A 13,723-nucleotide genomic window follows, 5' to 3' on the forward strand; every position below is an offset into this window, starting at 1 on the left:
CGTTTAACGTAAAGGTGTTCTCATTCTGCAACTTTTTTGAGGTGCCCCTATGTTCGGCTTTGTACGCCAGGCGGAGATCGACGCATGTAAAGAGGCGTCCAGGAAAGCGTCTCAAGTAGAAAAAGCACTTAGAGCAACCATGCCGGTAATCGAATTCAGTCCTGCCGGTGACGTGGTTAGCGCCAACGAAGCGTTTCTCAGTTTGATGGGTTATACCGAGGCAGACCTTGTCGGTGGTCACCACAGCATGTTCTGCGCTAAGGATGAGGTAAAACATCTGGACTACGCTCGATTCTGGCAACGTTTAGCCCGGGGAGAGGGTATCAGTCAGCGCTTTCTCAGATTTAGAAAAGACGGTGCGGAGGTGTGGCTCGAAGCGAGCTACGTACCTATCTCCGACGACCAGGGCAGCGTGGAAAAAGTGATCAAGATTGCCCGGGATGTGACCGAACAGGTCGAGGAGGAAAAGCGTCATCACAGCATGGTCGATGCCATTAATCGGTCGATGGCGGTCATTGAGTTTGACCTCGATGGCAACGTGATCAATGCGAACGACAATTTCTTAAAAACAATGGGGTATCGTCAAAACGAAGTCGTTGGCCAACACCATCGGCTGTTCTGTTCATCAGCTGAAGCGAACAGTGAGGCTTACAGGGAGTTCTGGCGTGAGCTGAAAACGGGGCGTTTTGTAACCGGTGAGTTCCCTCGCGTGTCCAAGTCGGGCCGGACGATCTGGCTTCAGGCGACGTACAATCCATTATACGATGCGTCGGGCCGGCAGTATGGGGTTATCAAATATGCCTCTGATGTAACTGTGCAGATCGAACGGCGTGAGGCGGATTCGGCGGCGGCACAGCTCGCCTTCGGTGTTGCTCAGGAAACCGATAGCAGCGCTGAGAACGGCAGTCACAGTGTCAGTTCAACGGTCAGTATGGTCCAGAGTATCGCCGATACTTTGCAGGCGGTCGGCGAGCGTGTCGAGGCGCTGAACCACCAGTCGGAGCGTATCGGCAGCATCGTTAAAGTGATCCACGACATCGCAGATCAAACCAACCTACTCGCCCTGAACGCGGCAATAGAAGCGGCACGTGCCGGATCTCAGGGTAAGGGGTTTGCCGTCGTCGCTGATGAGGTCCGTTCACTGGCCTTTCGGACCCGACAGGCTACGGAGGAGATCAGTCGTGTCGTAGACCGCAATCGCAGTCTTGCCCGGGAAGCGTCCGATGAAATGACAACCAGCCGGGCTCATGCAGAGCAGGGGGTTAACCTGGCCCGTGAAACCGGTGAGCTGATGCGGGAGATCAGGACCCAAGCCCAGCGGGTTGTAGACGCCGTCGGTCAGTTTTCCAGCACGGTGACGGCTTGAAGTCGTCACCGTTTTTATCAGCCGGCTTCGGGAATTTCGATAGGAAAACGCTTTTCCAGGTGATAACGCAACAAGGCGGGATCAATATGGATATGCAGGTGCTCATCCCACCCCTTGAAATAGCCCTGATGAATCGCGTTATCACCACTGTCCTGTTCCGGGATCTGCTCCTGTTCGCTGAATTCCCGAATATCGCGCACGCTTTCAATCTCCAGTGCGAACGTCCGTTCACCGCCATCGATAACCAGTACCACCGGCTTGACCATATCTTCCAGCCGAATTGCGGCGGTGTTGAACAGTTTGAGCAGTTCACGCAGGGTTGAGCCCCGCTCTTTTGCAAGTTCGCTCAGAGCGCCGTCTAATGTTTCGGACTGGTCCGCCTGCTTTAGCAGGCGCTCGGCCAGAGCGTGGATATGTTTATGCGGTGCATCGAACGCCTTCATGATCTTGGCTAATTCGGGATCCTCCGGCCGATAGTTATCGTACCACTTGCCGAATGCGCACTGATGCGGATCGGTCGCCTTGGTGAACGCTTCACCGCTGCGAATGCTGTGTTCCAGGGCATCCACCCAGTCAATATGATCCTGACGCCGCGCCCGTAGCATCTCCACCAGCGCTGCACTTGCATCGGCCTGTGACTCGACGCCGATCGCTTCGCAAAACCGGTAAAGCGTAATGACGTGGCCCTGATAGTCGAACACCTCTTTGGTGTCACCCTTGAGGGTCGGAACCGGACGGGTACTGAGCATATCTCTGGCGGTAATGTATCGGATGTACTGAGTGTCGATCGCGAACAGGGATTTGCCTGCCGAGAAGGTGATGTAGGTATTCGTTGTATAAGTTGACTGCATCGTTAAGAACTCCCGGATGTCGCCCGGAGTATAACAGGCGTCATGATATTGGTCCGCTACTCAACCGTATTGGATCAATACTGAGGTCCATCTAGCAATAGGTCACCGGTTATTTGATGCAACATCTTGATTGCTTTCACTGACATCACCTTCGACGCCTCCCAACTGACGTTCGATCTCCTGTTCAATCATGCGCTCAATCCGCATTCGCAAATCATAGGGCAGGTTAGCCAGGGTTTCTTCCGTCAGACCCATATCCTTGAGCATGGTATAACGGATCCGCTCTGCCGGGCTCATGCTAAGCAGTTCAACCAGATCTTCGCGACTTTCCGTGCGCCGTGCCCCCGCATGACCTGAATCAAACATACCTTGTGAGCGTTCTGTCGTCGGACCGGTGGTCCCTTCACCAAGTTTCAATAAAGGTTCGAGCAGTGTGGAAAAATCAGTACGCCCGCCCTGCGTAGGAGCCGGTTCGCCGATACTGATGGTCTGGGTTGGGTTGGCTCGCTGTTGGGGGTCGATGGTGTTCATGCCGTTCGCCTTGGCTGCGCTTAGGGAAATGAGTACTGGGACCTAAAATTTGCCGCTTTAACTGGACAGGCAATATCTGGGCCATTGAAAAAAGGCGGGGAGTGAGCGTTTAAATGGCTGTTCGAAAGGCGAACCCCTTCCTCCTGTGCGGCAGATTGTTGCCGTTACGGGTAACCCAATTTACCTAACTTTACATGCAGTTAACCCTACTTAGGGCTGTTCCGGTTTATCATTTCATAAACTGTAACAGGTATTACAAGGACGCATCATGAAAACCAACTTGCTGGTAATCCACCGTTGGATCGGGGTTCTCCTGTTCCCACTGTTCTTATTGATAATTCTCACCGGTGCGGTGCTAGCGTTTAAGCCTATTGTCTCGGCCCCGGAGGCTCCCGTTACAACCAGCTCTGTTCCAATTGCCGATCTCATCCACTTGATTGATTCACAGCCGCAAGTGGGCGAAATCAGTTCGATAAGTCGTATTGACGCCGGGGAGACCTGGCGGTTGCAAGGGCTTGGCGACTTCAGCCTATCCAGCGGAGAGCGAGTCGGCGACGGCGTTGACAATAGCGGAGCGATCTTTGACTTCGCCAAGCGTCTCCACAAAGATCTGCTGCTCGGCCTGGGCTGGGTCGTCGAGTACGCAACCTGGGCGTTTGCCCTGGCTATTCTGGTGGGTGTGATTATCTACCGCCCACACCTTAAGCAAGGCTTACTGGGTTGGCATCAGAGAGTCGGTCTCTGGTTGTTGCCGGGCGTCGCGCTGGTCCCGGTGACCGCTTTACTGATGACCCTTCATATTGGCCAGCCCGAGATCTCCATCGATCGCAATGCGACCCCCCTGAGTGTGGTCGGAGCTTTGCAGCTTGCCGAGCGTGAACCAGACTTTGGCGAATTGATACAGGCCCGTCGCTTCAAGGCAGGCTCGGTGCTGCTCGAAACGGCGGCAGGAACCTGGGTGGCAAGCGGTGAGCAACTTTCTCCGGTGGTAGGCGACTACTGGCCCAAAATGCTGCATGAGGGTACCTGGGGCGGCGCACTATCGGGGTCGATCAATTTTGTCCTTTCTCTGGTGCTGCTGGGCTTAAGCGGCACCGGTTTTGTGAGCTGGCTGCGCCGGATGCGTGCCGACAGCCAGCGCAGTGTGCAGGCAGGCGCGCGGACGTTGATCGTCTATGCCAGCCAAACTGGCACCGCGCAGCGTATTGCGAAAGTAACCACCGATCTGTTCGGCATGAAAAATCTGGCGGTTAATAGCGGGTCCATCGCGGCCTACCCGGCTGATCAATGGCCAAATTACGATCAGGTGCTGGTGGTGGCTTCCACCACCGGTGAAGGGGATCTGCCGGACAGCGCCCGTAGCTGGATGAAAACTCTCGGTGACGGCGTATTAAAAGGCTCCCACGTCGCGTTGCTGGCGCTGGGAGATCGAAGGTATCAGCATTTCTGTGGTGGCGGACACCGCCTGCGACAGGCGCTGCTGGACGCTGGCGCTCAGGAGCTGGAGCCGCTCACCGAAGTGGATGGCGAGCCCGGTACAACCTGGCAGCAATGGCTCAATCACTTATCCAGTCGTTTTGACTGGGGGCTGGATACAGGAGCGATTGATACCGGGGCGCAGCAATGCCAGGCAACGCTGGTAGAGCGCACACGGCTGGATAGTCATCGGGATCCGGATGCGCCTCAGAGCTACAGCATCGTTTTGCAGCTACCCACCGATCAGGTTTTCCATGCCGGTGATCTGCTGCGGTTTCAACCCGCTGAGGGTGAAAGGGTACGCAGCTACTCTATCGGCTCCTCCTCTGATCTTGAGCCGGGCAAGGTCCGATTGACCGTCGGCCTGCTGCGTTACATCGATCACGCCGGGCGGGAAGTTCTGGGGCGCGCCAGTAGCGAGCTGTGTCTTAACTGGCCGCTGGGGGAAGCGCGGGCTGTTGAACTGGTGTCTCACCCCGGCTTCAATCCGCCGGCTGACCCCAAACAACCGATTATCCTGCTCGCCACCGGTTGCGGAATCGCACCTTTCCTGGGGTTTATCGAACAGCGAGCGCACGCCGTGAATGCGGGGCCGGTTTGGTTATTGTTTGGTAACCGTAACAAGGAGGGCGACTACCTGTACCGGGATCAACTCGAAAGCTGGCGTGACTCCGGCGTAATTACGGAGCTGGACACCACCTTCTCAAGAGATGGTTCAGCTGAGCGCTACATTACCGAGCGGCTTGAAAAGCGGGGCGATCAACTGCTGGATTGGATTGAAGATGGAGCCGTGCTTTACATCTGTGGTCGTGCTTCCACGCTGGGGCTCGGTGCAGAGAGGGTGCTTGTTGATCTTATCCGGGAGCGCTATCACTTAAGCGAAGAGCGGGCACACGGTCGTCTGGAGAGCTGGATTCTGAACGGACAACTGCACCGCGATCTGTTCGACTAAAAACACGCTCGCCAGAAGCCCGGGCACCGCAGGTGGCGCGCTCATCTGATAAAAATCGCGCTACGAAACTGATAAAGTGGCATGAAAACGATCGAGCGCGGCCACCCGGCTGCGCGTCGGTCCGGTTTAATATTTTGATTGGATCCAGCATGAGTGACGCAGCCCAGACTCCCCGCATCAGGCAGGCTCGAGTAGCCGACCTGGAGCCGCTGACCGGATTATTTGTTGAGTACCGCAGGTTCTACGGGTATCCACGTGAACCTGAACAGGCGCGTTTGTTCCTGGAGCAACGTTTTCAAGACCCTAATACCCACCTGTTTCTGGCCGAGTATGCAGGAAAGGTCTGTGGCTTTGCGCAGTGCTACGCAGGACCTGACTCTCTGTCATGTCGATCGCGATGGCTGTTGAGCGATCTGTTCATCCATCCCGAACAGCGTGGTTTTAAACTGGGACGCGCCTTGCTTCAACAGGTACGACAGGAAGCCGTTACCGCGGGCTGTTCACTGGTAGAGCTATTTACCGCGCAGGACAACCACGTTGCACGCCGTCTTTACGAGTCCGCGGGATACGAAGAGGACACAACGTTCGTGCATTATGAGCTTGTGCTTTAGGGTGCAATCAGGTAGCGGTTCTTGCCCTGGTTCTTCGCCCGGTACATCAGCTGATCGGCCTGCACCAGCAGGGCTGAGCCGTCGGTCCCCCGGTCGGGTGAGCAGCATGCGCCCAGACTGAGCGTCACCTCTGTTCCGCGGTAATCGTACGCGGCATTTGTGATCAAGCGCTCCAGCAGCAGCTCCAGCGCTTCGTCAGGACCACAGTCAGGCAGAATCAGCGCAAACTCATCACCACCAATGCGTGCCAGAATATCAGCGTCACGGATCAGCTCCCGCATCCGTTTGCCCAGCAAGCGCAGAAGTTCATCACCGGCCGCATGGCCGAAACGGTCATTGACCTGCTTGAAACCATCCAGATCACAGTAAACGACAGCCAGTCGCGTTCCGGTGCGTTGGCTGCGTGCTATCTCCTGCTTAAGGTGTTGCGCAAACAGATGGCGGTTGGGTAGGCCGGTCAGCTGGTCATGCAGGGCCTGGAAACGCAACTCAGCCTCGTGTGCCTTGATCAGGCTGATATCCGAGCAAACAAGGACATAGCTACGGCGGCCAGAGCTTGCGTCAATGATCGGTGTCACCGAGGCCAGCACCTCGAGCCCGGGCTTGCCGGCACGCTGAAGCATAAGCTCACCACGCCACTCGCAGGATGAGCCACCGTCACTGGCCAAGAGCTGACTGAGACGGATGGGGGAGAGGTCTTCTCCCCGTTGAATAAGCTCGGCCGCAGCGGCACCGGCAACCTCTTTTTCGCCGGCCTCGATCATGGCAAACAGCGCGGCATTCGCACGAATAAGCTGCTCGTTAGCATCGAAAACCAGAATCGCTTCAGCGCAATTTTCGAAAACCGCATCGGCGAGCTGTAAACGCGCATCGGCTTCTCGTTTCGCGGTAATGTCGATGACGCTACCCCACATATGGCGAATCTCGCCTGAGGTATCGAGGAACAGATAGTTACGCTCCAATAAGTGGCGAACGTCGTTACCGCGCTGAATTCTGTACTCAATCTCGTACGGCTCGCCCGTTTGACGCGAACGCTTAATCGCCTGATCCACCGCGCTGCGATCCTCCGGGTGGACACGATCGATGTAGGCTTCGTAACTCGCCTCAAACTGGTGCGGGTCCAGCCCGAACATGGCGAATACATTGGCTGACCAGCTCAGTTGATCCGAATCCAGATCCCACTCCCAGGTGCCAACCCCCGCATCCTGCTGTACCTGGTCGAACATGGCGTCGTTGTCACGGGATGGATGCAGCTCGCAAATAACCCTGTTATCGGAGGTCGGCGTCAGCTCAATCTGAACCGGAATCTTGCGGCCGGACTTATGCAGCGCCAACAGGCTGTTCAGCGCACCGATAGGACGTTTTCGACCCTCTTCGATAAATCGCTGTCGCCAGCTGGGATGGTGATGACGCTGCTCCCGGGGAACCAGTTGCTCCACCGTTGTTGACCGAAGTTCTTCTACACTGTAGCCCAATAGCTTTGCAGCGGCGGGGTTAGCAAAAGTGATGGAGCCATCCCGGGCGGCGATCAGCACAGGTTGGCTGAGTGCGTTGAGGGTATCCACCGATGCGATGGCATTCGCCTTTCTATGTTGGGTTCTCAGCTGCCATCCCAGTACACCGAGCAGCAACAGAACGAGCAGCCATCCGGCGACCATTCAGATTTACCTTAACAAACAGCATCTATACGGATCTTCAGAATACCGGGGGGCAGGGGGCCGGTACAACCGGCACCGGGATAAAAACCGAGATCAAAACCGAGATCAGTTCCCGTTCATACGCGCTGCGGGCGGCTGATGGTTGCGCGATATACGCTATTCCAAAAAGTGTCGACACTTCATTAAAAAGTTCAACAAACCCGACAGTTCTCGGTTTAACCCCCCGTTTTGTCGGAGACTTGGTGGGATTCTATAAAATGATGGGCCTTCTCGCGTATAAGGCTACGCCTTTTGTCGTATCTCATTCACGGAAAAGATTCGATAAAGTGGACGGCGATTACGGGGAAGTGTCAACAATAATACCCCGATACCCCAAGCGTCTCACAACTAGATATAAAGGACCCGTGCCATGTCCTACCAAGCCGAATACAGCAAGTCCATTGAGGATCCGGAAGGGTTCTGGGCGGAAAAAGCCGCGGATCTGCCCTGGTACACTCAACCGCAAACTATTCTCTCCACTGACGATAACGGTGTCTTCCGGTGGTTCGCAGACGGCGAGATGAACACCGCCTACATGGCGCTGGATCATCATGTGGAGAGCGGCCGGGGTGATCAGGATGCGTTGATCTACGACTCCCCGGTCACCGGCAGCAAACGCAAACTGACTTACACCGAGTTGCGTGACCAGGTGGCAAAATTTGCCGGTGTACTGAAGGCACAGGGCGTGACCAAGGGTGACCGCGTGGTCATCTATATGCCGATGGTGCCGGAAGCACTGATCGCGATGCTCGCGGTCGCCCGCCTGGGTGCTATTCACTCCGTCGTATTCGGTGGTTTTGCACCCCATGAACTCGCGGTGCGTATCGATGATGCCGAGCCTAAAGTGGTAGTCACCGCCTCCTGCGGCATCGAAGTGGCCAAGGTTATCGAGTACAAGCCGATGCTGGATCAGGCGATCGAGCAGTCTGCACACAAGCCCGATGCCTGCATCATCCTGCAGCGCGAGCAGGCCAAGGCCGAGCTAACCCCGGGGCGGGACCTGGACTGGGAATCCGCCATGACTGAAGCGGAACCCGCTGACTGCGTTCCAGTCAAGGGCACTGATCCGCTCTATATCCTTTATACCTCGGGAACCACGGGCAAGCCCAAGGGCGTTGTACGTGACAACGGTGGTCACGCGGTGGCCCTGAAATACTCGATGAAAGCGATCTACAACATGCAGCCGGGCGATGTGTTCTGGGCCGCATCGGATGTGGGCTGGGTTGTGGGTCACTCCTACATCGTCTACGGACCGCTGCTTGCCGGTTGCACCACCATTGTCTATGAAGGCAAGCCAGTGAAGACACCGGACAGTGGCGCATTCTGGCGGGTCGTCGAAGAGTACAAGGCCAAAGCACTGTTTGCCGCACCGACCGCATTCCGTGCGATCAAGAAAGAGGATCCGGAGGCGGCGCAGCTCAAAAACTACGACATCTCCTGCCTGAGCACCATTTTTATGGCGGGTGAGCGTCTTGATCCGCCGACCTATGACTGGACCGTCGAGAAAACCGGCAAGCCGGTGGTGGATCACTGGTGGCAGACCGAAACCGGCTGGGCGATCTGCGGCAACCTGATGGGGATCGAACCGAAAACACCCAAGCCCGGTTCCTCCACATTGCCGGTGCCCGGTTTCAATGTGCAGATTCTGGGGCCGGATGGTCAGGAAATGCCCGCTGGAGAACAGGGTTCCATCGCCATCAAGCTGCCCATGCCCCCCAGCTGTCTGCCCACCATCTGGGGAGATTACGAGCGTTTCCGTACGGGCTATCTATCTGACTTCCCCGGTTATTACACCTCCGGCGATGGGGGCTACAAGGATGAGGACGGCTATGTGTTCATCATGGGCCGTACCGATGATGTCATCAACGTGGCCGGTCACCGTCTCTCTACCGGAGAGATGGAGGAGATCGTTGCGGCTCATCCGGCAGTCGCCGAGTGTGCGGTCATCGGTATCAACGAAGCGCTCAAGGGGCAGGAACCGATCGGTCTGGTGCTGCTTAAAGATGGTGCCGAGGTGGATGAGGAGCAGCTGCAGGGTGAGCTTGTCGCCATGGTTCGCAAGGAGATTGGCCCCATTGCCTGCTTCCGCCGCGCCATCATCGTTCAGCGGTTGCCCAAGACCCGCTCGGGTAAGATTCTGCGCAAACTCCTGCGCCAGATCGCCGATGGTCAGAGCTATACGGTACCTTCGACTATCGATGACCCGGCCAGTCTGTCTGAAATTGAAGAGATCATGGATAACCATGGCCTGGTAAAACGCGACTGATCCCCGATTAGGTGCGTATACTCAGCCGCGCTTCTCGCCTCGGAAGCGCGGCTTTTTTATGTGCGACGTATTTTCTGCTCCACTTTACGTAGCAGAGCATCAAGCACCATCGCCATCAAGGCGACGATTATCCCGCCCTGGAGTACAAACGCCAGATTGTCGGTCAATAGCCCGGCGATAATCACTTCACCGAGCCCTTTAGCCGCGACCGTGGAGCCAATCGTAGCGGTACCAACGCTGATTATAATCGAGAGGCGCACACCGGTAATGATCACCGGCAGTGCCAGCGGTAGCTCCACCTGCCAAAGTCTTTGCAGAGGGCTCATACCCAGTCCGCGTGCGGCCTCTTTCACCTCGGCACTGACCTGACTCAGGCCCGCCAGCGTGTTTTCGAATATCGGCAACAGACCGTAGAGAAACAGCGCTATCAACGTGGGCCAGGCACCAAAACCAACGGCCGGTACTGCCAGCGCGAGCACCGCCACCGGCGGGAGGGTTTGCCCCAGATTGGCCAGTGAACGGGCGAGTGGCAGAAAATCACGACCGGCAGGCCGACTGACCAGTATCGCGGCGGATATCGCGATAATCGATGCCGATGCGATAGCGATGAAGACCAGCATCAGGTGCCAGCCAATCAGATTTATAAAGCTGTCGCGGGCATAGATGGTTGGGGCGCCTTCCGGGGCAAGTGGCATCAGCAACGGTTCCAGCGTCGATGCGGCAACGGCCAGGTAGAGCAGACAGGCCAGTGGTGCGAGCGTGCCAACCCATGTAACGGCGAGCGAGCGCATCATGGGCGCTGATCCTCAGCGTTCAGGATCGCATCCAGTGAGATTCCTCCCAGCGTATTCCCGGCATCATCGACCACCCGCAGGCAGTTTTGGCCGTACCAAAGGTGGCGTGCCAGCGCATCGCGCAGGCTCATGCCGCTGCTGACGGTCGGTAGCTCGGCCTCAAATGACAGCTGATCGAGGGGTTGCACTAACTCATCAACACGGCGCAATGCGAGCAGCCGCAGGGCGCGATCTTCACCGCCGACCAACTGGCTGACAAAACCTTCTCTGGGATTGCGCAACAGCGCCTGCGGCGTCCCACTTTGCAGGAGTCGGCCAGCATCCATGACCGCAACCTGATCGGCCAACCGGATCGCTTCCTCCATATCATGAGTCACAAGGATCACGGTAATCCCCAGCATTCTCTGGATCTGTTTCAGCTCTCCCTGTAAGCGCTCACGGGTAAGCGGGTCCAGTGCGCCGAAGGGTTCGTCCATCAGCAGCAACTCCGGCCGTGCCGCCAGTGCCCGTGCGACACCGATGCGCTGCTGCTCGCCGCCGGACAGCCGGTGCGGATACTGGTGAGCAAAGGTCTCGAACGGCATTTTCAAGAGTTCCAGAAGCTCGCGCACACGTGCGTCGATCTCCTGTCGGGACCAGTTAAGCAACCTGGGTACCGTCGCAATGTTGTCGTAGACCGACCGGTGTGGAAACAAACCGACCCCCTGGATCGCGTAGCCGATCCGTCGGCGCAGTAACTCGGGCGACTGATCACGAATGTCCTCACCATTGATCAGGACCGTGCCGGAGGTCGGCTCAATCAGGCGGTTGATCATCTTCAGCGTCGTGGACTTGCCGCAGCCTGATGTGCCAATCAGGGCACAGATCTCACCGGAATTTACCGTCAGGTTGAGCTGGTCGACGGCGGTCCGCTCTCCGAACACCCGCGTCAGCTGCTTAAGCTCAATCATCCTCGCTCCTTACGGCTGAATTCGATCAGCGTATCGATGACCAGTGCCGCGACGAATGCCAGCACAATCGTGGGCAGGGTGCCCAGCAAAACGAGATCTGTAGCCGTTTGCCCCAGCCCCTGAAAGATATAGGTGCCGTAGCCACCGCCCCCGATTAACCCCGCGACAGCGACCAAACCGATATTCATGGTCACCACAATGCGAAGGCCGGATAGCATGACCGGTAGCGCCAATGGCAGCTGAACCTGCCAGAGTCGTTGTCGAGCGTTCATGCCCATGCCGCGTGCGGCGTCGATCACGGCCGGGTTTAGCCCATCGAAACCGGCCGCCGTATTGCTGACGATCGGAAGCAGTGAGTAGAGGAAAAGGGCCAGTACGGCAGGCGCGGCTCCAATTCCCCGTATCCCGAGCTCATTTAATACCGGAAAAGCCTGAGTAAGCAGGGTAAGCGGGATCATCAGCAAGCCAAACATGGCGAGGCTCGGGATCGTCTGCAGCAGGCTCAACAAGGGGATCATAAATGTGCGCAGTGCGGCGGAACGGTGGCAGCCTATGCCCAATGGAACGCCGATCAACAGCGCCGGGAGGACACTACCGAATGCGAGCAGCAGGTGTCGCCCGCCCTGGGCCCAAAAGCGCTCCTGGTTCCGGTATTCGAGCATGAGCGACAAATGATCCCAGAGGCCACTACTCAGGACACTAACGATCGCGCCCAGACAGACCGTCACAATGACCAGCCGCCATCGGGCGGAAAGGCCCATTTTAACGACCGCATCCGTCATCATTAAACCCAGTAAAAGGCCAATTGCCCAGAACCCGCTACCCAATGCCAGGCGAGCAAAGGCGCCTCGGTTGTCCAACAGGGGCGATGCGATAGAGCCGGTGGCCACAACCAGAGCGAGCAGGGTAAGCGTGGCGAGCCCGAGGCGTATCCAGTGACGACTAACGACCGTAACGCCGGTTAAAGTCAGGATCAGCAGCCCCAGAAACAACATAAATGTGGGATACCGAGCAAGCTGCTCCAGCTCAACGCCTTCCCCGGGAAGAATACGATTAGGTTGCAGTGTAACCACAGGCAGTAGAACCAGCGCTATCAGTGTCAAAGTAGACAGCGTGGCTCCCAGGCGGTCAAAGGTGATACCTGCCCGGGCGGACGCCCCGGGCACTTGATAGGACACAAGCGGCACTGGGCGTCAGTTGTCCAGGTTGAGGGATTCCAGGTAACCGGCGGCCACGTCCGAGGCGTTTTCCCCACCCACCGCAATCCGCGCGTTGAGGGACTGCAAGGTTTCCAAGTCCAGCGATTTAAAGACGGGTTCAAGCAGGTCGGCGATCTCCGGATAGGCCTTCAGGATCTCCATCCGCACAATCGGCGCTGGCGCGTAGACCGGCTGCACGCCTTTGTCGTCCTCCATCACCTTCAGCCCCATGGAGGGAATCGCACCATCGGTGCCGTAGACCATGGCGGCATTCGTGCCATCGGTTTGCAGGGCGGCGGCTTTAATCGTTGCTGCAGTGTTGCCCCCGGAGAGCACGAGCAGCTGGTTCTGGTCCAGCTCAAAGTCGTAAACGCTCTGAAAAGCAGGTAACACCGCCGGGCTCGATACGAACTCTGCCGAGGCGGCCAGCTTGACCTCGCCGCCTTCACGTATATAGCGGCCGAAATCGGTCATGGTCGAAAGTCCACCTTCATCGGCAATTTCACGACGCACCGCTATCGCCCAGGTGTTGTTGGCGTCCGCCGGTGTCAGCCAGACGATGTTATTTGCCTCCAGGTCCAGTCGCCGGGCTCTCTCGTAGCCCTCCTCAAACGACTTCCAGACCGGATCTTCCGCGCGGTTGAAAAAGAACGCTGCATTCCCGGTATATTCCGGATAGATGTCGACCTCCCCAGAGGTGATCGCTTTGCGAAGAATGGGGGTGCCCCCCAGCTGGACGCGGTTTTCGACCTCAAGCCCGGCCTGTTGCAGACGCAGGTAGATCATATTACCGAGCAAGCTGCCTTCGGTATCGATCTTGGATGACACCACGATAGGTGCAGCGTGAACGCTCAAAGTCAGTGCAAGCGTAGCGAGAAAAAGAAACGGGCGAAACATGGGTGCTCTCCTTTCCAATTGACGTCCGTATTTTGAGCCTAACACAGGGTTTCGTTTTTTGCGGACAAAACAGAAACGACGGTTGCCGAACACGCTAGAGTTATTGGATCATCGCGAAACAGCACCGACCCTG

The 13,723-nt window shown here is 57.1% G+C and carries 11 protein-coding genes; 4 read left to right on the top strand and 7 right to left on the bottom strand.

The features are described from left to right. The first annotated feature begins 49 nt into the window (after positions 1-49). Positions 50-1,366, top strand: coding sequence for a PAS domain-containing methyl-accepting chemotaxis protein (locus tag G403_RS25750; RefSeq protein WP_027852603.1), 1,317 nt, complete (start codon positions 50-52; stop codon positions 1,364-1,366). Positions 1,367-1,383: 17 nt separating this feature from the next. Here the strand turns inward: G403_RS25750 and G403_RS21940 are convergent, their stop codons facing one another. Both G403_RS21940 and G403_RS24285 read right to left on the bottom strand, forming a co-directional pair. Further along, positions 1,384-2,217 carry a CZB domain-containing protein gene (locus tag G403_RS21940; RefSeq protein ID WP_051298436.1) on the bottom strand — a complete coding sequence of 278 codons (834 nt, stop codon included), beginning with the start codon at positions 2,215-2,217 and terminating at the stop codon, positions 1,384-1,386. A gap of 102 nt (positions 2,218-2,319) precedes the next feature. Beyond that, the gene (locus G403_RS24285) at positions 2,320-2,748 is read right to left on the bottom strand and encodes a hypothetical protein (protein ID WP_051298437.1); all 429 of its coding nucleotides are present in this window, start codon (positions 2,746-2,748) and stop codon (positions 2,320-2,322) included. A gap of 268 nt (positions 2,749-3,016) precedes the next feature. Here G403_RS24285 and G403_RS0102590 point away from each other — a divergent pair, with 268 nt between their 5' ends. Together G403_RS0102590 and G403_RS0102595 are read left to right on the top strand one after the other, a co-directional pair. After that, positions 3,017-5,176, top strand: a complete 2,160-nt coding sequence (locus G403_RS0102590; protein WP_036232266.1) for a PepSY domain-containing protein — start codon at positions 3,017-3,019, stop codon at positions 5,174-5,176. Positions 5,177-5,325: 149 nt separating this feature from the next. Next, complete coding sequence (locus G403_RS0102595; protein WP_027852605.1) at positions 5,326-5,787, top strand: GNAT family N-acetyltransferase; 462 nt, start codon at positions 5,326-5,328, stop codon at positions 5,785-5,787. Here the strand turns inward: G403_RS0102595 and G403_RS0102600 are convergent. Beyond that, entirely contained in the window at positions 5,784-7,445 is a 1,662-nt protein-coding gene (locus G403_RS0102600; protein ID WP_027852606.1) for a diguanylate cyclase domain-containing protein, read from the bottom strand. The genes G403_RS0102595 and G403_RS0102600 overlap by 4 nt on opposite strands. Positions 7,446-7,854: 409 nt before the next feature. Between G403_RS0102600 and G403_RS0102605 the strand changes: the two genes are divergently transcribed. Next, on the top strand, positions 7,855-9,750 hold the full coding sequence (locus tag G403_RS0102605; RefSeq protein WP_027852607.1) for a propionyl-CoA synthetase: 1,896 nt from the start codon (positions 7,855-7,857) through the stop codon (positions 9,748-9,750). A 56-nt stretch (positions 9,751-9,806) separates the two neighbouring features. Here G403_RS0102605 and G403_RS0102610 read toward each other — a convergent pair whose 3' ends face one another. Genes G403_RS0102610 through osmF form a run of 4 tightly spaced genes read right to left on the bottom strand, consistent with a single transcriptional unit; the run spans position 9,807 to position 13,590 of the window. Then, the gene (locus G403_RS0102610; protein WP_051298439.1) at positions 9,807-10,544 is read right to left on the bottom strand and encodes an ABC transporter permease; all 738 of its coding nucleotides are present in this window, start codon (positions 10,542-10,544) and stop codon (positions 9,807-9,809) included. Further along, positions 10,541-11,494, bottom strand: coding sequence for an ABC transporter ATP-binding protein (locus G403_RS0102615; RefSeq protein WP_027852609.1), 954 nt, complete (start codon positions 11,492-11,494; stop codon positions 10,541-10,543). The genes G403_RS0102610 and G403_RS0102615 overlap by 4 nt, the downstream gene beginning before the upstream one ends. Continuing rightward, positions 11,491-12,672, bottom strand: a complete 1,182-nt coding sequence (locus G403_RS0102620) for an ABC transporter permease (RefSeq protein WP_211232628.1) — start codon at positions 12,670-12,672, stop codon at positions 11,491-11,493. Before G403_RS0102620 ends, G403_RS0102615 begins: the two co-directional genes overlap by 4 nt. Before the next feature lie 15 nt (positions 12,673-12,687). Next, complete coding sequence (gene osmF / locus G403_RS0102625; protein ID WP_027852611.1) at positions 12,688-13,590, bottom strand: glycine betaine ABC transporter substrate-binding protein OsmF; 903 nt, start codon at positions 13,588-13,590, stop codon at positions 12,688-12,690. Positions 13,591-13,723 lie beyond the last annotated feature (133 nt).

The sequence above is a fragment of the Marinobacterium litorale DSM 23545 genome, from assembly GCF_000428985.1.
Taxonomy (GTDB): Bacteria; Pseudomonadota; Gammaproteobacteria; order Pseudomonadales; family Balneatricaceae; genus Marinobacterium_D; species Marinobacterium_D litorale.